We start from the raw sequence: 19498 nt of genomic DNA, 5'->3' as shown, positions 1-19498 counted from the left end.
GCTCACCGGTTCGGGCACCGGGCCGACCGGCTCGGCGAGGGGACCCACCGGCTCGGACACCGGGGCAGGGCTCACCGGGCTCACCGGCTCGACGGCGACCTCGACGAACCGGCGCCGGTCCGCCGTCGTACGGTGCGGCGCGCGGGCCGGCCGCGTGCGGTCCGCGGCGGGGGTGGGGGTGGGGGTGGGCAGGGTGAACCACACGACCTTGCCGTCCTCGCCCTCGGGGCGCGCTCCCCAGCTGTCGCTGACGGCGGCCACCATGGCCAGGCCGCGCCCGCAGGTGGCGTCCGCGTCCGGGGGACAGCAGGTGTCCAGCACCGGGAGGCGCGGGTCGCGGTCGCGGACGGAGACGACGAGCCGGTCGAGCAGCAGCTCCATCTCCACGGTGCATGTCTTGTCGGGCTCGGCGTGCTGGTGGACGTTGGTCAGCAACTCCGTCACACCGAGCGTCGCCCGGTCTATGAGGGGATCCAGATGCCAGTAGCGCAACTGCGCAGATACGATTCTGCGGACTTGGCCGATCCGCGACGGCAGGGCTTGGAGCTCCACCGTGCAGTGCCTGCTCGGGTAACTGATCACGGCTGCGACTCCCCGACGTAGAGGTCCGGAAGAACACGGAGTACGGATCTTCAGCAGGACGCCTGCGTGACACTGCCGCCTGCTGTCGTGGCCGGCGGGCTGGTTCGCAGCGTTGTCGCCGGTAAACCCTAAGTGACGTGACACCAGCGTGACTCAGGGGATGCGGTCCCGCAACTCGCGGCGACCGCCCGCTCGCGCTGCGTGGTCACCCGCCCGGGTCGGCACGCCGCGGAGCCACGCGTGGCCCGGGGTGGCGCGCCGGGCGGCGGCCGGCCGACGTCGGGGCGCGGCGGATGCCCTCGGGCGTCGCACGGTTGGGGGCGCCCGGGCGTGTCACGCGCCACCGGGTGCCGTCCGGCGTCACCGGGACAAGAGTGCTCTCCGGTGTCAGCGGGACGAGAGTGCCATCCGGCGTCACGGGGACGAGGGTGTCCTCCGGCGTCACGGGGCCGAGGGTGCCGACCGCCGGGTCGAGGGTGCCGACCGGTGTCGCCCGGCGGCGGATGCCGCCCGGTGCCGCGCGGTGACGCGTCCCGTCCCCCGAGTGCCGTCCCCCGTTTCCCCCGTCGATCCGCACGTCCGTGGCCGTGAACTCCGGCTCCGCCATGCCGACCTGCCCCCTTGCGTGTGGTGTTCCGGGTACACCCCGCCGGGCACACGGGACTCCCGTCCCGTGCTGCCCGAGACCGTGGGCCTCGTCCCGTCCGGCAGTCTGCCCGCGCGGTGCGCCGAGCACCAGGGTGCGGCGGCACGTCCCGGCGCACTGGCCGAATGCGCCCCCCACGTCACGGGGCGTTCGCGGGGCCGCTCCCGAAGCCCCTTCGCACGCGCGTGCCCCAGGGCGCCTTTGAGTCGCCCAAAGAGGCGTTTATGCAGGTGGGAAGTGGTGCGAGGGGTGCTTATCATCGGAGTGTCGGCCGCGCGACGCGCCGTCGGCGCGAAGTGTGAGGAGCACTGTCGTGAGCACCCTTCAGCACACCCCGGCCGGCGCGACCCTGGACGTCGACCGCAGCGATTCCGCCTACCGCGACTGGCTGAAAGAAGCCGTCCGCAAGGTGCAGGCCGACAACAACCGCTCGGCCGACACCCACTTGCTGCGCTTCCCGCTGCCCGAGCACTGGGGCATCGATCTCTACCTCAAGGACGAGTCGACCCACCCCACCGGAAGCCTCAAGCACCGCCTCGCCCGGTCCCTGTTCCTCTACGGCCTGTGCAACGGCTGGATCCGCCCGGACCGCCCCGTGATCGAGGCCTCCAGTGGCTCGACCGCCGTGTCGGAGGCGTACTTCGCCAAGCTGATCGGTGTGCCGTTCGTCGCCGTCATGCCGCGCACGACCAGCGCCGAGAAGATCCGCCTGATCGAATTCCACGGCGGCCGCTGCCACTTCGTGGACGACCCGCGCACCATGTACGAGGAGTCCGCCCGCCTCGCGGCCGAGACCGGCGGCCACTACATGGACCAGTTCACCTACGCCGAGCGGGCCACGGACTGGCGCGGCAACAACAACATCGCCGAGTCCATCTTCCGCCAGCTGCGGCTGGAGCGGTTCCCGGAACCGGCGTGGATCGTGGCGACCGCCGGCACGGGCGGCACGTCGGCGACCCTCGCGCGCTATGTGCACTACATGCAGTACGACACCCGGATCTGCGTCGCCGACCCGGAGAACTCCTGTTTCTTCGAGGGCTGGACGACCGGCGATCCGGACGTCACCTGCGACTGCGGCTCCCGGATCGAGGGCATCGGCCGTCCTCGCATGGAGCCGAGCTTCGTGCCGGGCGCCGTCGACCGCATGATGAAGGTCCCCGACGCGGCCTCCGTCGCCGCCGTGCGCGCCCTGGAGGACGCCATCGGCCGCAAGGCGGGCGGCTCGACCGGCACCGGCCTGTGGAGCGCCCTGAAGATCGTCGCCGAGATGGTCGCCGAGGGCCGCCACGGCAGCGTCGTCACCCTGCTGTGCGACCCCGGTGACCGCTACCTCGACAAGTACTACTCCGACGCCTGGCTCGCCGAACAGGGCCTGGACATCGCCCCGTACAGCACCGCGATCGAGTCCCTGCTGGCCACGGGGGTGTGGCCGGGCTGAGCCACGTGCTCAGCGGCCGGCGTCCCTGCCACGCCGGTCGCCGGCGCGGCGGCACCGTCACCATGCCGCCTTGGTGGCGACCGGAGCCGGGGCCGTCACGCCAGCCGGCGCACCGTCAGGTGTCCGTACCCTGCTCGGGCTCGCCCGCGACCACGAGGCGCAGCTGCTCCGCGATCTCCGCGCGCGCCTCCCGCGGCAGCCCCGCGTCGGTCACCCAGGTGTCGACCTGCTCCAGCTTCGCGAACGAACTCAGGCCCACCGTGCCCCACTTGGTGTGGTCGGCGACCACGACGACCCGCCGCGCCGACTGCACCAGCCGCCGGTTGGTCTCCGCCTCCGCCAGGTTCGGCGTGGACAGCCCGGCCTCCATCGATATCCCGTGCACCCCGAGGAACAGCACGTCGAAGTGGAGCGCCGCGATGGCCTGGTCGGCCACCGGTCCCACGAGCGAGTCGGACGGGGTGCGCACCCCGCCGGTCAGCACCACGGTGGCCGCGCCCTGACGCGGGCCCGAGGTGCGCTGCGCCGCGTGGAAGACGTCCGCCACCCGCACCGAGTTGGTCACCACGGTCAGGTCCGGCACGTCCAGCAGCCGGTGCGCCAGCGCGTAGGTCGTCGTACCCCCCGACAGGGCGATCGCGCTGCCCGGCGCGACCAGCTCGGCCGCCGCCCGCGCGATGTCCTCCTTCGCCGTCAGCTCCAGACCCGACTTGGCCTCGAAGCCCGGCTCGTGGGTGCTCGCCTCGACCACCGGGACCGCGCCGCCGTGCACCTTCTCCAGCACGCCCTGCCGGGCCAGCGCGTCCAGGTCGCGGCGGACCGTCATGTCCGACACGCCGAGCTTGCGCGTCAGCTCGTTGACCCGGACCCCGCCGCGGCGGCGGACCTCGTCCACGATCAGGGCGCGCCGCTGCTCCGCGAGGAGGTTCTGATTCTCACTCACGTGACGCTCCGGTCCTTTCGCCTCAAGCCGCGCTCACTCCGACACGCCCGGCGCACCCGCCGCGACGAGGAGCTTCTCCCCGCCCGGGTGTGCGGACGTCCCATCCTCGCACGTCGCCCCGCGCGGCGCGCCACCCACCCGCACGTCGCGCACATGCCATGCGCGGGCGGCGGACCGGTCCACCACCGGGGCCGGGGCGGCCCGTCCGAGGAGGCCGGTCGGGGAGATTCCGTGACGGTGGGTGTACGGCCCGCCCCGGACCGGAGATGCTGGATCCGGCACCGGCACGCACGGCGGCACCGCGGGGGACATGCGGACAGTGGAACGCGCGCAGACAACCGCCCTGGAACTCCTCGTCCACGGAGTCGGGGGCGCCACACCGGAACACATGCTGGGCGATCCGCGCACCGAGCGGATCACCGGCGACGACACGGCCGCCATCTTCCGGCGCGCCGACGACGTGGACGCCGAACGGCGCCCCGGCGACCACCAGGGCAAGCCGGTGCCCGAGGCGTACGTGTGGTGCAACCTCACCTCCGGCAACGGCACCCGCGCCCTGTGGCTGCTGCTCCTGCCGTTCATGGTCGTCAACCTCGCCCACTGGATGCGGCCCACCGCGCACGGCCGGCGCCGCACCGTGCGCCTGTACGGCCTGCTGGTGCGCCTGACCGGACTGACCCTGACGGTGCTTCTGGTCGCCGCCGCCTGCGAGGTGGCGCTGGACCTCACGGCCTGGCAGTGCGCCGGCACCCCCGCCTGCGCGCAGCGCCACTCGTGGCTCGGGTTCCTGTCGCCCACCGCGTCGGCCGGCGGCTGGTGGAGCCGCCCCGGACGCCGTCTCGCGCTCGCCGCGCTCGTCCCCGCCGCGCTGACCGGACTGCTCTGGTACCTCTCCCTGCGCACCTGGACCGCCTACGAGTCCACCGAGCCGCTGGACCGGCCCGTCGAACCCGACGAGGCCACCGGCCGCACCGCGCTGAGCCGCCCCGGCTTCTGGTACGGGCGCCGCCTGGTCGCCCGGCTGCGCGCCGCGCACACCGCCGCCGGACTGCTCACCGTGGCCGCCGCCCTGGCCGGCGCCGGGGCCCGCTTCGACCACCGGCCCGGCGGACCCGCCGTCCTCGACCTGCTCGGCCGGCTGCTGGAAGGCGCCGTCGCGGCCGGCGCGGCCACCGTGGTGTGGGTGGTGTGCCGCCGCGGCCGCAGCGAGCGCCGCCCGGACCGGACCCTCGACGCCCGTCTCGTGCGGTGGCTGCCGCTCGCCGCGCTGCTGGTGCTGCTCGCCGCCGCGGTGTACGCGGGCTGGGAACGGCCCGGCTGGCAGTCGTCCGGCCGGCTGCCCGGGAACGTGACGTTCGGCGGCATCACCCTCGTCCAGGGACTGCTCGTCGTCGTCCTCGCCGTGGTCGCCCGCCTGCTGCACCGCACCCGGCCCGACCGGCGCGCCGCGATGCGCGGCCTCGGCGGACCCGCCGTCGCGATGCTCGCCTGCGCGCTGGGCGGCGTGATGTCCGGCGGCGTGTCGCAGCGCGTCGCCGACTGGCTGGACGGCACCCGCGCCTCCCTGCCCGGGCCGCCCGTGCTGCTCACCTGGCAGGCGTCCGTCATCCCGCCGATGCTCGTCGTGGTGCTCGCGGTCTGCGCCTGGCTCGCCCACCGTGCCTGGCGGCTGCGCCGCGCGGAGATGCCCGCCGTCGCGCGCGACTACCCCGGCGCGGCCGGCGACACGGTCCTCACCCGCCGTATCGCCACCGTGCGCGCCCTGGCCTCGCTCACCGACCGGGGGCCCCGCATCGTCGCGATCACCTCCGTCACCACCCTGCTGCTCGGCGCCGCCGCCCTCGTGGGCGCGCTCGGCAGCGGCCGGACACCGGTGGGCGCCGCACGGCACGCGCACCCCTTCGTGCAGGGCGCCGCCGAGACCGCGCAGGCGCTCGGCTCCTGGCTGATAGGGCTCGGCTTCCTGCTCTTCGTCACCTGGGGCCGGCGCGCCTACAAGGACCCCTCCGCACGGCGCACCATCGGCATCCTGTGGGACGTCGGCACCTTCTGGCCGCGCGCCGCCCACCCCTTCGCGCCGCCCTGCTACGCCGAGCGCGCGGTACCGGACCTGACCTGGCGGATGGCCACGTGGACCCGCGCCACCGGCGGCCGGCTGGTCATCTCCGGGCACTCCCAGGGCAGCGTCCTCGCGGCGGCCGCCGCCTGGCAGCTGCCGCCGTCCGCCCGCCGGCGGGTGGCGCTGCTGACCTACGGCTCCCCGCTGGAGCGCCTCTACGGCCGCTGGTTCCCCGCCCACTTCGGGCCGGCCGCGCTCGCCTCGCTGCACGAGGACGTCGACCGCTGGCGCAACCTGTACCGGCTCACCGATCCCATCGGCGGCCCGATGCGGCTGACCGGCGACAGCGGCCCCGAGGTCGACCGGGCCCCGCTGAAGGACCCGCTGTCCTACGGCCGTACGGCCCTGCACCCACTGCCCGCACCCATCCTCGGCCACTCCGACTACCAGGCCGATCCCGCCTTCGCCGAGGCCCGCCGCGAGCTGCTGGCCCGGCTGCGGCCGTCGGAGCCGGCCGTGCCGGACGGCGCGGGGCATCCCGAGGCGGCCGACGCGCCCGGCGTCCCGCCACAGCGGCCCCAGGACGGCGAACGGGCGCCCGGCAGCCCCTGACGCCGGTTCCGCGTCACGGCAGGTCCGGCAGGTCCTCCGGGTAGAGCAGGGACAGGTCGTCGGTGTCCGGCTCCGCCAGCTGGGCCACCCGGCCGGCGTGCCGCTCCACCATCGCCTCGAACGTCTGCCGCGCCGTGCGCCCGTTGCCGAAGGCGGGACCCTTGGGGATCGCCGTGAAGTACTTCAGCAGCGCCTCGGCCGTGCCCGGCGCGAGCCGGTACTCGTGCTCCTCCGCCTGCTGCTCCACGATCCGCAGCAGCTCCTGCGGGCCGTAGTCGCCGAAGGTGATCGTCCGTGAGAACCGGGACGCCACGCCCGGGTTGACGGACAGGAACCGCTCCATCTCCGCCGTGTAGCCGGCGACGATCACCACCACCGCGTCCCGGTGGTCCTCCATCAGCTTCACCAGCGTGTCGATGGCCTCCTTGCCGAAGTCCCGCCCGGCGTCCTCGGGGGACAGGGCGTAGGCCTCGTCGATGAACAGCACACCGCCACGCGCCCGTTCGAACGCCTCCTGGGTGCGGATCGCCGTCGAGCCGATGTGCTCGCCGACCAGGTCCACACGGGACACCTCGACCAGATGCCCCTTGTCCAGCACCCCGAGCGAGGCGAGGATCTCGCCGTACAGGCGGGCGACCGTCGTCTTGCCGGTGCCGGGGGAGCCGGTGAAGACCAGGTGGCGCTTGACGGACGCGGCCTTCAGCCCGGCCCGCTGCCGGCGCCGCCCCACCTCGATCATGTCGGTGAGCGCCCGCACCTCCCGCTTGACGCTCTCCAGGCCGACCAGCGCGTCCAGTTCGCCCAGCACGTCCTTGCTGGTGCGCACCGCCTGCGCGGGCTCCTCGGCGGCCGGCGCGGGCACGGTGACGCGCTGCTCGGGGAGCGCGCCGAGCAGTCCCGTGGTGCCACCGGCCGTCTGCACCGCGGGCTCCGGCACGGCCGGTACCCGCAGGCTCGCGCTCTCGTCGCTGGTGCAGTCCTCGACCAGCGGCCCGCTCCCCGAACCGGCGTCCGGGCCGCCGTCGGCGAACTCGTACCCACCGCGCGCACAGCGCTCCGTGCGGCACTTGCGCAGCGTCGTGCGGCAGCCGTCGATCACATGGAAGCCGTAGCCGGCGCTGCCCGACACCCGGCAGCCCAGGAAGCTGCCGCGGCCGCCCGCCGAGACGTAGAACCCGGCCTCGGAGGGGGAGTCGACGGTGCACCGCTCGATGGTGGGGTCCGCGCCCTTGGTGACGATCACCCCGGTCTGGGTGCCGGCCAGGGTGCAGGAGTTGAGCGTGCCGCCGCTGCCGTGGTCGCGGAACCAGGCACCCGTCGCCGCGTCCCGGATGCGGCAGTCGTCGAGCTGCGCGGTGGCGCCGTCGCTCACCGACACCGCCGTGTTGCGCACCTGCGACAGGTCGCTGTCGACCACGTCCACGCGCGAGCCGCGGTCCAGGACGAACAGCGCGTCCGGCACGTCGTGCACCCGGCAGGAGTCCAGCACGGCGGTCGCGCCGTCGCTGACCCACACCGCCGGGTAGTCGCCGGTGCTGTCGAAGATCTCGCACTGATGGGCGTCCACGCGCGTGCCCGGGTCCCACACCGACAGGCCGTTGCGGCCGAACTGCCGCACCGAGGTGCGCGTGAGCGTGAGCACCGAACGCGAGCGCAGGTCGACCGCGTTCTCCGGGAGGTCGTGCAGCCGGCAGTCCGCCAGCGTGACCACCGCGTCGGTGTCGAGCGTGACCCCGTCCGCGGTGGTGCGGTGCACATCGCAGTCGGTCAGATGTGCGGTGGCGCGGCCGGTGATCTGCACGCCGCTGCCGCGCACCTCGTACACCTCGCAGCCCACCGCCTCCAGCGCGGAGCCCTCGCCGGTGGCGGACAGCCCGGTGCCCGAGGCGTGGTGCACCCGGCAGCGCTCCAGGCGCGGATGGGCTCCGCCGCGCACCGCGACGCCGGCCTGCCCGGCCGCGACGACCTCGCAGTCCTCGAACACACCGCCGCCGCCGTCGACCACCGCGATGCCGATCCCGGCCGGATTGTCCACGGTCACCCGCCGCACGGTGGGCCGCGCGGCGCCGCGGATCTCGACACCGGCCGCCGAACGGGTCACGATCCGGATGTCCTTGAGCTCCGGCGTGCCCTCCTCCACCAGCAGGGCGGGTGCCGCCGCGTCCTGTCCCTCCACGTGCAGGTCCTGCACCACGGCGGAGGCACGCACCGTCAGCGGCACGCCGTCCACGGGCGCGATGCGCACGCTGCCCGGCGAGCCCTCGGGGCCGCGCAGCGTCACCGCCCGCTGCACGACGAGGTTCTCCCGGTAGGTGCCGGGGGCGATGGTGAGGACGTCACCCTCGGTCGCGGCCTCCAGGGCGGCGGCGAGCGATGCGTACTCACCCGTGCGGCGCCGCCACCGCGACGTGCCGGTGTGCGTCACCTGGACCGTGCCCTGTGCCATGGCGTTGCTGTGCCCCCACCTCGTCGTACTGTGGCTCGTTCGCCGTCGGGGCGCGCCCCTGCGGCTCCCTCACGCGCGGGATGTTGCCGAAGAGCTCGGCCGGTCCACCGTAGCGTGCGCGGGGCCGCGGAGTTGACCGGAGGCGCAACGCGGTCAGCTGCCGGTGCCGGTGCGGCCCCAGTCCGGGCCCGCCCGCAACCATGCCTGGTCCAGGCGGGCGTAGCGGCGCCGGACCATGCGCCAGACGATCAGCCGTCTGCCCGCCTCGATCAGACCGCCCACGGCGAGGGCCGCGCCGGTGCCGGCGAGGACGGCGTGCGTGGTGGCGGTGGTGGAGTCCAGCGGACGGGCCGCCAGTTCGCCGTGCGGGTCCGTCCATATCGTGAAGTGGTCGCCGTGGTGCGGGGACTTCAGCGTCGTCAGGACCGGGGCGTGGTGCGCGCTGCCGTCCGGGCCCCGCCAGTCGGCGAGGACCCGGCTGCGCGTGTCGCGCCCGGTGGGGACCTCGGGGCCCGGGTCCAGCGGGGAGCGCTCGACCTCGCGGACCACGGTGGCCGCCACCTCGTAGCGCGTGCGCTGCTGCTCGCGCGCCGAGCGCTGCAGGGCGCCGTCGGCGGCCCGGCCGACGAGGGTGCCGGCCAGCGGCGCGACGCACAGGATGAGCAGCAGGGCCGCCAGCGCCACCCAGGACTCCGCCAGATCGGTGCCGCGGCGCAGCGGATTGCGCCGCCAGCGCCACAGCCCGAGGATCGCTCGCACCATCCTCCCGCACCCCCTTCCGCTCCGTGATAACTCCCGCCGGAGCCGTCCACCCCACGAGCCGGTGGAAGAGAGAGGGAAATCACCTCCGACCGGCGGTTCTCATGAATCTCTCAGACGCTCAACGAGCGGGAGTCGCGCGAGGGTTCCCGGTCACACGACCGTTCGAGGCGGAGGCGAGCGGCGCGCGGTGCGGACACGAGCGCGGCTCGGTTCAGGGGCGGCCCGGGCCCGACGCACGGAGGGTGTGCGCGCACGGTACCGGGCGTGCGCGCGCACGGTACCGGGCTCAGGGGCCGACGGACCGCCCCGGCTCAGGGGGCGAGCACGCGGACCGGATCGCCCACCCGGATCGTGCCGGGGGAGAGGGGGATCAGGTTCTGGCCGAAGACGAGCTGACCGTCGATGCGGCGGTGCCGGGCGAGCGTGCGCAGGGGCTCCTTGCCGCGCACGGCGCTGTCCTGGTCGGTGGTGGTCACCACGCACCGCCCGCACGGCTTGGCCACCCGGAAGGACACGTCGCCGATGGCGATGCGGGACCAGCCGTCCTCGGCCCACGGCTCGGTGCCCGCCACGACCACGTTCGGCCGGAAGCGGTTCATCGGCAGCGGGCCCTCGTGAGCGTGATCCCCCTCCGCCAGAAGGGAGTTGAGAGCGTCGAGGGACGCGGTGGTGGTGAGCAGCAGCGGGAATCCGTCGGCGAAGGAGACGGTCTCGCCGGGCTCTGCGAAGTCCGGATCGACCGGGCGGCGGGAGGCCGGGTCGTCCATGTGCACCAGGCGCACCCCGGTGCCGAGGTAGGCGCTGCACCAGGCGTGGGCGGCGGCGTCGGCGAGGACCGCCTCCACCTTGTCGCCGAAGATGTCCGCCGTCGCCGTCGCGACCCCGGCCGTCGAGGTGGCCGGCTTCGGGACCGCGACCGTCAGCGGCTCCCGCCCGGGCGCGGACAGCCGGAGGCCGCCGCCGGGCAACGGCTCGGCGGCGGCCAGGGCGAGGCGCGGCTGCTCGCGCTGGGTGACGACCTTTCCCCCGTCGTCGATCAGCACCCAGCGCCGGTCTCCGGCCAGCCCCCAGGGCTCCACGACGGCCTCCCGGAGCGACAGGCTCCGGAACGCCTTGACCGGATGGACGTGTATCGACTGCAGTTCCGCATTCCCCATGGGGACATCCTGCCAGCCGGCCCGGACATCCCCCTGGCGGATCAGTAACCGCGGTACTGCTGGTTGTTGTACGGGTCCTGGTACGGCGCGGGGGCCGGCCGCGGGGCGGCGGCGGGACGCATCGCCTCGTAACCCATGCCGGGCGCGGCCGGGCGGGGCTGCTGAGGCTGCGGGCCGGGGTAGCCGCGCGGTGCGGTGGCCTGCTGCGGGATGTAGGCCGTGGGGGCCTGCTGCAGCGGGGCCGGCTGCGGCGTGTGCGGGTAGCCGTAGGCGGGCTGGGACGGTGCCGCCGGAAGGGCGGGCAGGGCCGACGGCAGTGCCGGCAGCTGGCTGCTGCTCGGCACGTCGTAGGCGGCGGGGACCCGGATCGGGGCGATCTGCGGAGTGCCCCGCTCGGCGACGAGCGAGTCGTAGATCGGGGTGTCCGGGAAAGAGGCGGAGTAGTAGCCGCCACCATAAGTGGAGCGGGGGGAGGTCATGGCACATAAGTTAAGCCCACGATGTGCTGGTTGGGGAGACCGATAAGAGGGTTGTTTTGCGTGCCCTGAGTGACCGTGGATCCCCAATCCGAGCGAACCTGGGAAAAAGGGGCGGCGCGGACGGCGATGATCCTGTAAAGCGCGAGTTCCCAGCGGGTTACCGGCGGTTGACGGGCTGTGCCGGGCGGCCCCGGATGGGACCCTGAAAGAGCGTCGGCGGAGACCGGTACCGGCGATCATGTGACGGACCGTGGCCGACGGTGAGCGGCTCGGAGCGACGACTTGCGATGGGGGCGGACATGTCCATGACCAAGGGATCGAACACGCCGGTGCCGAGCACGGCGCTGCGCGTCGAGCTGGGCTGGCGGCCCGGCCCCGGCGTGCCCGACGCGGACGCCTCCGCGCTGCTCCTGGCGGGCGCCAAGGTGCGCTCCGACGGCGACTTCGTCTTCTACAACCAGCCCGCCCACGCCTCCGGCGCCGTCCGGCACGAGGGCAAGCGGCAGACCGGCGACCGGGTGACCGACACCCTGTGGGTGGACCTCCCGCGCGTGGAGGGCGCGATCGAGCGGATCGTCCTCGCGGCCTCCGCCGACGGCGGCACCTTCGGGCAGGTGCCCGGCCTGTACATCGAGGTGCGCGACGCCGCGCAGGGCGGTGTGGTCGCCCGCTTCGAGAGCACCGGAGCGAGCGTCGAGACGGCCTTCGTGCTCGGCGAGTTGTACCGCCGGCAGGGCGCCTGGAAGTTCCGTGCCGTCGGGCAGGGCTACAGCAGCGGACTGGAGGGCCTGGCCACGGACTTCGGCATCACCGTCGACGAACCGCAGCACGCCGCGCCCGCCGGGCAGCCCGCCCCGCCGGCGGCACCCTGGGACGGCCGGCCGACGCCGCCCCCGGTCACGATGCCGGCGCCCGCCGCCCCGCCCGCGCCGCCGTACGGCACCCCGCCGCCCCAGGGAAACCCGGCGCCGTCCTACGGCACGCCCGCGCCGCCGTACGGCACCCCGCCGCCCGCGTCGCCGTACGGCACCCCGACGCAGGGCCACGGCACCCCGCCGCCCCCGCCCGCTCCGCCGGCCGCCACGCCGGCGCAGCCCGTGCGGCTGACCAAGGTGACGCTGACGAAGGCCGCCCCGACCGTCTCCCTCGCCAAGCAGGGCGGCACCTCCGGCGGTCTGCGCGTCAACCTCAACTGGCAGGTGCGCAAACAGTTCTCGGGCTGGGGCAGCAAGCGCGGCCGGGCCGTCGCCCTGCACAACGACCTCGACCTCGACCTGTGCGCGCTGTACGAACTCGCCGACGGCCGCAAGGGCGTCGTCCAGGCACTCGGCAACGCCTTCGGCGCCCTGAACCAGCCGCCGTACATCCACCTCGACGGCGACGACCGCACCGGCGCCGTGGAGACCGGTGAGAACCTCACCGTCAACCTCGACCACATCCGCGACCTCAGGCGCATCCTCGTCTTCGTCACCATCTACGAGGGCGCCCGGTCCTTCGCCGACCTGCACGCCACGGTGACCCTGCAGCCGCAGCACGGCGCGCCGATCGAGTTCTCTCTCGACGAGTGCACCGTCCCCTCACCGGTGTGCGCCCTCGCCCTGATCACCAACACCGGCGGCGACCTCGTCGTCCAGCGCGAGGCCCGCTACCTGGTGCCCGAACGGGGCGTCAGCCCGCAGCGCACCGTCGACCGCGCGTACGGCTGGGGCATGAACTGGACCCCGGGCCGCAAGTAGGGCCGCGGCCCCCAGGCGTCAGCCCTCCTCGGTCACGGCGTCCGGGCGTGCGTAGGTGCGGCCCTTCCAGGCCGCGCCCCGCCCCCGGTAGTGCTGCACCGCCGAGTCGACGGTCATCAGCAGGTAGAGCAGGGCGGTGAAGGGCAGCAGGGGCGCGAGCCACAGCGGCTGCCGGTAGTAGCGGAGCATCGGCACGTACGTGCCCGTCATCACCAGCCACGCGCCCCCACCCAGCAGGGCGAGCGGAGCGCTGCCGGCGGCCGCCCCGGCGACCAGCGCCACGGGCGGCACCAGGTACACCAGCGCCAGACCCGCGACCGTCCCCAGCAGCAACGCGGGGTTGTGCCGCAGCTGCGCGTAGGCGCTGCGCGAGACCATCCGCCACAGGTCGTACAGCCGCGGATAGGGCCGCACGCTGTCCACGGACTCGGCGAGCCCCAGCCAGATGTGCCCGCCGCCCCGCTTCACCGTCCGCGCGAGCGCCACGTCGTCGATGACGGCGTGCCGGATCGCGTCCGGGATCCGGGCCCGCACCGCGGTGTCGGCGCGCAGCAGCACACAGCCGCCCGCCGCGGCCGCCGTCCGCCCGCCCCGGCGGCCGATCCACCGGAACGGATACAGCTGCGCGAAGAAGTAGACGAACGCCGGCACCACCAGCCGCTCCCACAGGCTCTCCACCCGCAGCCGCGCCATCTGCGACACCATGTCGAAGCCCCCGGTCGCCGCCGCGGCGACGAGCCGGCGCAGGCTGTCCGGCGCGTGCGCGATGTCGGCGTCGGTCAGCAGCAGGTACTCGGGCTCACGCGCGCGTGCCAGCGCGATGCCGTGCCGGACCGCCCACAGCTTGCCGGTCCAGCCTGCGGGCGGCTCGCCCGGCGAGTCCACGGTCAGCGGCAGACCGCCGTGTCGCGCGGCCAGTTCCCGCGCCAGCGCCCCGGTTCCGTCCGAGCTGCCGTCGTCCACCAGGAAGATCTCCGCCCGCCCGGGATAGTCCTGGGCGAGCAGCGACGGCAGGCTGTCCGGCAGCACGGCCGCCTCGTCACGGGCCGGTACGACGACACCGACGGACGGCCACGCGCGCGGTTCCCGGCGCGGCGGCAGCCGCACGTCCGTGCGCCAGAACATGCCCTGCACGAGCAGCAGCCACAGCCAGGCGGCGAGGGACACGGCGGCGATCCACACGAAGGCGCTCACCTGCGCAGTGTGCCCCACGACGGCGGCCCGGCGGAGGCCATCGTCTATCGTGGCCGGGTGAAGATCGCGCTCATGGACTCCGGAATCGGGCTGCTGGCGGCCACCGCCGCGGTGCGGCGCCTGCGCCCCGACGCCGATCTCGTCCTCTCCCTCGACCCGGACGGCATGCCCTGGGGGCCGCGCACCCCGCAGGACCTCACCGAGCGGGCCCTGGCCGTCGCCGAGGCGGCCGCCGCCCACCGGCCCGACGCGCTCATCGTCGGCTGCAACACGGCGACCGTGCACGCCCTGCCCGCGCTGCGCGCCCGCCTGGAGCCGGCGATCCCGGTCATCGGCACCGTCCCCGCGATCAAGCCCGCGGCGGCCGCCGGCGGCCGCGTCGCCATCTGGGCGACCCCCGCCACCACGGGCAGCGCCTACCAGCGCGGGCTCATCCGCGAGTTCGCCGACGGCGTCCCGGTCACCGAGGTGCCGTGCTGGGGACTCGCCGAGGCCGTCGAGCACGCCGACGAGAACGCCATCGACGCCGCGATCGCCGCGGCCGCCGCCCTGACCCCGGACGAGGTCACCACCGTGGTCATGGGCTGCACCCACTACGAGCTCGTCGAGGACCGCATCCGGGCCGCCGTCAGCAAGCCCGGTGCGCCCGAACCGACGCTGCGCGGGTCGGCCGAGGCGGTGGCCGCACAGGCGCTGCGCCGCATGGGCGAGCAGCCGGCGCCCGACGCGCCCGCCGTCGGGACCCTCACGGTGCTGCTCAGCGGCCGCGAGGGCATGCTGCCGCAGGCCGCGCTCGCCTACCAGGAGGGCAGGCTGCTGCCGGAGGTCAGCCCGGCGACGTAGCACCGCGACGGGAGGCGACGGCCACCACACTCCTTGGTACGGCCGCCGATGGCCGCCACCCTCGATCGAGAAGCTGATCAGAGAAGGCTGCCGATGGCCGCCGCGCTCGACGTGCGGAGACGGCCGCCCGTGGCCGCCACACGCGTGCGGAGACGGCCGCCGGTGGGCGCCCCACTCGGCCGCGGACGGCCGCCGCCCGGCGTGTGTACTCCGCCGGAGCAGTCACTGTGTGCGACCCGCTACCCGCTCTGCGAAACATGAGTACCCTCAAAGACATGAGGGACGACCGCCTCCGCGCCGACGACGCCCCGCAGTCCGTGGTCTGGCACGGACGCGCCACCAACCGCGTCCAGTGGCTGCTGGCCCTGGTCGGCGTCGCCTGTGTGGCCCTCGGTATCGAGCTGGCCGTGAACTCCGCATGGACCAGCGGCGTCACCGCGCTGGTCATGGCCGTCGTCGGCTGCATCGCCGCGGGCCTGCTCGTCGTCTTCGGCACGCTCGCGTTCGTGCACGTCGACCTCAAGCTCGACCGGGACTGCCTGGAGGTGCGCTGCGGCCACATCGGCCTGCCGCGTCGCCGCATCCCCCTGGAGCACATCGCGGGCGCCGACCTCGCCCCGCACGTCACCCCGCGTCACTGGGGCGGCTGGGGCTACCGCTGGCGCCCCGAGAAGGGCACGGCCGTGGTCGTGCGCCGGGGCGAGGGCGTGGTGCTGCGGCTGTGGGACGGGCACACCTTCACGATCACGGTCGACAACGCCGAGACGGCCGTCCGCCAGATCCGCGACCGGCTGCGCCCGAACGCACCGGGCGCCGTGCGCTGACGCTTCGCCGGGTTCATCGAGAAACGGCCGGCTCACCCGACGAGACGGTCACGGTCTCCCCGCGTCCGTACTGCCGGCGCGGCGGCCGCACCCCCGTCGGTGAGCGGGCGGGCCGTCGCCACGCCGGCCAGCAGGCCCGCACCCACGGACACCGCCGTGAAGCTGAGCGCGTTGCCGACCGAGGCGATCGCCGCCAGCGCCGTCAGGGTCGCGCCCGCCGTGAGGGCGACCGGCGTGGAGCGCGGTGAGCGCCACAGCGCGAAGAGCACCCAGCCGAACACCGCCGCCAGCAGGGCGACCCCGACCACCCCCTGCTCGGCCACCAGCTGCAACGGCGCCGAATGCGGTTTGCCGTCCGGGGGGAGCGCACCGACGGCCACCGCGCTCAGGTCACCGAAGCGGCCGGGGCCGACCCCGAGCGCCGCGTCGTGCCGGGCCAGCCCCAGGGCGTCGCGCCACAGCAGCACCCGGTGCGGGGTGAGCGGGCCCTCCAGGGCGGTCGTGAGCCCTTCCGGCAGGGCGTGGGAGGCCACCGCCCACACCGCCCCGGTCACCCCGGCGGCGGCGACCGCGAGTCCGGCGACGCCGAGGCCGCGGTGCCGCATCCGGCCCGCGGCCAGCGAGGACAGCAGCACCGCCGTGCAGGCGATCACCCCGGTGACGGATCCGACCGCCGCCGCGGTCAGCGCCGCCGCGGCCGCCAGCAGCCGCAGCGCGAGCCGCACACGCGGTGTTCCGGCCGCCCATGCGGCGCAGCACGCGGCGCCCGCGGACAGCGTCAGCACCGCCGAGGTGGCGCCCGCGTGCCCGAGAGGGGCGCTGATCTGAGGGCTCGCGGCCAGCCCCGGCGTGGTCGCCACCAGACCCAGCCCGGCCACCGCCGCGGCACCGGGCGCCGCGACCGGCAGCAGCGCGCCGCAGATGCGCCCGGCGGCACAGCCCGCCGCCACGGCCAGCACCGCGAGCAGGACGCCCTCGGGCCGCCCGTCGTGTACGCCCGCCGTGATCAGCGACCACGCGGAACACGCGCCGAGCAGCAGCATGCCGGCCGCGTCGGAAACGTTTCGTCTGTCGTCGTCCGGTTCCGGACCGTCCCCGGAGGACGTTCTCGCCGTGGACCCCACCCGTCCCCCTGCACCCGGTCGCCCCCGACCCGCGCCCGGCCGCGTCGCCGGGACTCGGGCACACGGTAACCGCTGATGGGCGGTTTGTGGATGACTTGTGCGGAGATACGCGGGCACGACGTGACAGGGGAGGGCACCTCGGGCGAGCCGCCCGTCCGGCGGTGAGAGACGTCCGCTGCGGCCCCGCTGGGCGCCGGCCGGGCACGGACCGGGCGCGGACCACGCGCGGACCCTCGCGAAGAGCGCCGCCGGGGCGCGAAGAGCGCGCCGCTGGGGGCGCGAAAGGGGCGCAACTCAGGCTCCGGTCCGGGCGGCGGTCGCGGAGTGCGGTCCGGGCGGTCGCGGGACCCGGGCCGACCGGTTTTGGGGCCCGCGACCGCCCGGACCGGACCGTCGCCGGTTCTGGCCGGTGCCGTCGCCGGTTGCGGTCCGGGCCGTCGGCGCTGTCGACGCCGAGGTCACCCGCCGTACACTCCCGGAGTGACCGTCACCGCAACATCCGTGGGCCCGGCGGACCAGCTGGAACCCTCCAGCGCGTCCCCCGCACGCGGCGCACGCCTGAAACGCCTCGTCCCCGCCGTCGTGGCCGTGCTCAGCGGAGTGCTCCTCTACGTCAGCTTCCCGCCCCGCACCCTGTGGTGGCTGGCCCTTCCGGCCTTCGCGGGTCTCGGCTGGGTGCTGCGCGGGCGCGGCTGGAAGGCGGGGCTCGGCCTCGGCTACCTCTTCGGCCTCGGCTTCCTGCTGCCGCTGCTCGTGTGGACGGGTGTCGAGGTCGGCTCCCTGCCCTGGCTCGCGCTGAGCGCGGTGGAGGCCCTGTTCATCGCGCTGGTCGGCGCGGGCATCGCCGCGGTCTCCCGGCTGCCCGTGTGGCCCGTGTGGGCGGCGGCGGTGTGGATCGCCGGTGAGGCGGCACGCGCGCGTGTCCCCTTCGGCGGCTTCCCCTGGGGCAAGATCGCCTTCGGCCAGGCGGACGGCGTGTTCCTGCCGCTGGCGGCGGTGGGCGGCACGCCGGTCCTCGGCTTCGCGGTCGTGCTGTGCGGCTTCGGCCTCTACGAGACGGTGCGGCTCGCCCTGGAAGGGCGCCGCACGCGCGTGCTGCGGCGCGGCGCCGCCTCGGCGGCCCTGCTGAGCATGGCCGTCCCCGTGGCCGGCGCGCTCGCCGCGCGCACCCTGGTCCACGACGGCGCGGAGGACGGCACCGCGACCGTGGCGGTCGTCCAGGGCAACGTGCCGCGCCTGGGCCTGGACTTCAACGCCCAGCGCCGGGCCGTCCTCGACTACCACGCGCGCGAGACCGAGCGGCTGGCCGCCGAGGTCAAGGCGGGCAGGAAGCCCAGGCCCGACTTCGTGCTGTGGCCGGAGAACTCCTCCGACCTCGACCCCTTCGCCTACGCGGACGCCGCGTACGTCATCGACCAGGCCGCCAAGTCCATCGGCGTGCCCATCTCCGTCGGCAGCGTCGTCGAGCGGGACGGCAAGCTGTACAACGAGCAGATCCTCTGGGACCCGGCCAAGGGCCCCACCCAGACGTACGACAAGCGCCGCACCCAGCCGTTCGGCGAGTTCCTGCCGCTGCGCTCGCTCGTCGGCGCGATCAACAGCGACTGGACCGAGATGGCCCGGCAGGACTTCAGCCCCGGCACCAAGCCGGGCGTCTTCACCATGGCCGGCACCAAGGTCGGCCTGGCCACCTGCTACGAGGCCGCCTTCGACTGGGCGGTGCGCGACACCGTCACGCACGGCGCGCAGATGATCTCCGTGCCCAGCAACAACGCCACCTTCGACCGCAGCGAGATGACCTACCAGCAGCTCGCGATGTCCCGGGTGCGGGCCGTCGAGCACAGCCGCACCGTCACCGTCCCGGTGACCAGCGGGGTCAGCGCGATCATCATGCCGGACGGCCGGATCACCCAGCGGACGGGCATGTTCGTGGCCGACTCGCTGGTGCAGAAGGTGCCGCTGCGGTCCTCGACGACCCCCGCGACTGACCTGGGCGTCCTCCCGGAGATCGCGCTGGTGCTGATCGCCGCAGGCGGCCTCGGCTGGGCGATCGGCGCGGGTGTGCGCGGCCGGCGCGCCGGTGACGTGCCGCCGTCCGCCCGCGGTGCGTCGACCGAGGCCGCCGGGGTCTGAGGGACCGGCCCGCTAGGGTCGGTCCATGGCTACTCCCGACTTCATCCGCACCCTGAGGGCCTCCGCCGGACACCAGTTGCTGTGGCTGCCCGGGGTGACCGCCATCCCGTTCGACGACGTCGGCAGAGTGCTGCTCGGGCGGCGCGCCGACACGCGCACGTGGTCGGTGATCGGGGGCATCCCGGACCCGGGGGAGCAGCCGGCGGCCTGCGCGGTGCGGGAGGTGTACGAGGAGACCGCCGTGCGCTGCGTCGCCGAACGGGTCGTGCTCGTCCAGGCACTCGACCCGTTCACCTACCCCAACGGCGACACCTGCCAGTTCATGGACATCACCTTCCGCTGCCGGGCCGTCGGCGGCGAGGCCCGCGTCAACGACGACGAGTCGCTGGAGGTCGGCTGGTTCGACGTGGACGCGCTGCCGGATCTGCAGGACTTCGCGCTCTTCCGGATCAAGCAGGCCCTGTCCCCGTCACCCACATGGTTCGACACCAGCAACCCGCTGTGAAGTATGTGCGCCGAC

14 protein-coding genes and 1 pseudogene are annotated in these 19498 nt (G+C 74.7%); 7 read left to right on the top strand and 8 right to left on the bottom strand.

What is annotated here, in order from left to right; translation table 11 throughout:
- Positions 1 to 75: 75 nt before the first annotated feature.
- Positions 76 to 582: pseudogene (locus ACF1AL_RS04420) on the bottom strand (ATP-binding protein); the annotation flags it as partial.
- Between the two features lie 959 nt (positions 583 to 1541).
- Between ACF1AL_RS04420 and ACF1AL_RS04415 the strand changes: the two are divergent.
- Entirely contained in the window at positions 1542 to 2666 is a 1125-nt protein-coding gene (locus ACF1AL_RS04415) for a PLP-dependent cysteine synthase family protein (RefSeq protein WP_366839938.1), read from the top strand.
- A 115-nt stretch (positions 2667 to 2781) separates the two neighbouring features.
- Here ACF1AL_RS04415 and ACF1AL_RS04410 read toward each other — a convergent pair whose 3' ends face one another.
- Positions 2782 to 3609: a DeoR/GlpR family DNA-binding transcription regulator gene (locus tag ACF1AL_RS04410; RefSeq protein WP_391659215.1), complete on the bottom strand. Its 828-nt coding sequence runs from the start codon at positions 3607 to 3609 to the stop codon at positions 2782 to 2784.
- Positions 3610 to 3919: 310 nt separating this feature from the next.
- On the opposite strand from ACF1AL_RS04410, the gene ACF1AL_RS04405 reads away from it, so the two are divergent.
- Positions 3920 to 6280 carry a hypothetical protein gene (locus tag ACF1AL_RS04405; protein WP_391778909.1) on the top strand — a complete coding sequence of 787 codons (2361 nt, stop codon included), beginning with the start codon at positions 3920 to 3922 and terminating at the stop codon, positions 6278 to 6280.
- A 13-nt stretch (positions 6281 to 6293) separates the two neighbouring features.
- On the opposite strand, the gene ACF1AL_RS04400 is transcribed toward ACF1AL_RS04405, so the two are convergent.
- The 4 genes from ACF1AL_RS04400 to ACF1AL_RS04385 all read right to left on the bottom strand — a co-directional run bounded on the left by ACF1AL_RS04400 (position 6294) and on the right by ACF1AL_RS04385 (position 11124).
- Complete coding sequence (locus ACF1AL_RS04400; protein WP_391778908.1) at positions 6294 to 8726, bottom strand: right-handed parallel beta-helix repeat-containing protein; 2433 nt, start codon at positions 8724 to 8726, stop codon at positions 6294 to 6296.
- Positions 8727 to 8879: 153 nt separating this feature from the next.
- Positions 8880 to 9485: a hypothetical protein gene (locus ACF1AL_RS04395; RefSeq protein ID WP_391779178.1), complete on the bottom strand. Its 606-nt coding sequence runs from the start codon at positions 9483 to 9485 to the stop codon at positions 8880 to 8882.
- A 314-nt stretch (positions 9486 to 9799) separates the two neighbouring features.
- On the bottom strand, positions 9800 to 10645 hold the full coding sequence (locus ACF1AL_RS04390; RefSeq protein WP_391778907.1) for an MOSC domain-containing protein: 846 nt from the start codon (positions 10643 to 10645) through the stop codon (positions 9800 to 9802).
- Positions 10646 to 10686: 41 nt separating this feature from the next.
- The gene (locus ACF1AL_RS04385) at positions 10687 to 11124 is read right to left on the bottom strand and encodes a DUF6643 family protein (protein WP_366839933.1); all 438 of its coding nucleotides are present in this window, start codon (positions 11122 to 11124) and stop codon (positions 10687 to 10689) included.
- Positions 11125 to 11429: 305 nt separating this feature from the next.
- Between ACF1AL_RS04385 and ACF1AL_RS04380 the strand changes: the two genes are divergently transcribed.
- A complete protein-coding gene (locus ACF1AL_RS04380; RefSeq protein WP_391779177.1) occupies positions 11430 to 12860 on the top strand; it encodes a TerD family protein in 1431 nt (476 codons plus the stop codon).
- 18 nt (positions 12861 to 12878) lie between these two features.
- Here ACF1AL_RS04380 and ACF1AL_RS04375 read toward each other — a convergent pair whose 3' ends face one another.
- Positions 12879 to 14072 carry a glycosyltransferase gene (locus ACF1AL_RS04375; protein ID WP_391778906.1) on the bottom strand — a complete coding sequence of 398 codons (1194 nt, stop codon included), beginning with the start codon at positions 14070 to 14072 and terminating at the stop codon, positions 12879 to 12881.
- A 39-nt stretch (positions 14073 to 14111) separates the two neighbouring features.
- Here ACF1AL_RS04375 and ACF1AL_RS04370 point away from each other — a divergent pair, with 39 nt between their 5' ends.
- Entirely contained in the window at positions 14112 to 14897 is a 786-nt protein-coding gene (locus ACF1AL_RS04370; protein WP_391778905.1) for a glutamate racemase, read from the top strand.
- 275 nt (positions 14898 to 15172) lie between these two features.
- Entirely contained in the window at positions 15173 to 15721 is a 549-nt protein-coding gene (locus ACF1AL_RS04365; protein ID WP_366839930.1) for a hypothetical protein, read from the top strand.
- 32 nt (positions 15722 to 15753) lie between these two features.
- On the opposite strand, the gene ACF1AL_RS04360 is transcribed toward ACF1AL_RS04365, so the two are convergent.
- Positions 15754 to 16764, bottom strand: coding sequence for an O-antigen ligase family protein (locus tag ACF1AL_RS04360; protein WP_391778904.1), 1011 nt, complete (start codon positions 16762 to 16764; stop codon positions 15754 to 15756).
- Positions 16765 to 17325: 561 nt separating this feature from the next.
- Between ACF1AL_RS04360 and lnt the strand changes: the two genes are divergently transcribed.
- Together lnt and ACF1AL_RS04350 are read left to right on the top strand one after the other, a co-directional pair.
- Entirely contained in the window at positions 17326 to 18978 is a 1653-nt protein-coding gene (lnt, locus tag ACF1AL_RS04355; RefSeq protein WP_366839928.1) for an apolipoprotein N-acyltransferase, read from the top strand.
- A gap of 25 nt (positions 18979 to 19003) precedes the next feature.
- A complete protein-coding gene (locus tag ACF1AL_RS04350) occupies positions 19004 to 19483 on the top strand; it encodes an NUDIX domain-containing protein (RefSeq protein ID WP_391778903.1) in 480 nt (159 codons plus the stop codon).
- Positions 19484 to 19498: the final 15 nt, after the last annotated feature.

Source organism: Streptomyces sp. NPDC014801 (genome assembly GCF_043082085.1).
GTDB lineage: Bacteria > Actinomycetota > Actinomycetes > Streptomycetales > Streptomycetaceae > Streptomyces.
This window is presented reverse-complemented; position numbering and strand designations above follow the sequence as displayed.

Bases quoted from the DNA above. Each gene is read 5' to 3' on its own strand.
- ACF1AL_RS04350 (WP_391778903.1), top strand. From the start codon at position 19,004: ATGGCTACTCCCGACTTCATCCGCACCCTGAGGGCCTCCGCCGGACAC.
- ACF1AL_RS04380 (WP_391779177.1), top strand. From the start codon at position 11,430: ATGACCAAGGGATCGAACACGCCGGTGCCGAGCACGGCGCTGCGCGTC.
- ACF1AL_RS04385 (WP_366839933.1), bottom strand. From the start codon at position 11,124: ATGACCTCCCCCCGCTCCACTTATGGTGGCGGCTACTACTCCGCCTCT.
- ACF1AL_RS04390 (WP_391778907.1), bottom strand. From the start codon at position 10,645: ATGGGGAATGCGGAACTGCAGTCGATACACGTCCATCCGGTCAAGGCG.
- ACF1AL_RS04405 (WP_391778909.1), top strand. From the start codon at position 3,920: ATGCGGACAGTGGAACGCGCGCAGACAACCGCCCTGGAACTCCTCGTC.
- ACF1AL_RS04400 (WP_391778908.1), bottom strand. From the start codon at position 8,726: ATGGCACAGGGCACGGTCCAGGTGACGCACACCGGCACGTCGCGGTGG.
- ACF1AL_RS04365 (WP_366839930.1), top strand. From the start codon at position 15,173: ATGAGGGACGACCGCCTCCGCGCCGACGACGCCCCGCAGTCCGTGGTC.
- ACF1AL_RS04360 (WP_391778904.1), bottom strand. From the start codon at position 16,764: ATGCTGCTGCTCGGCGCGTGTTCCGCGTGGTCGCTGATCACGGCGGGC.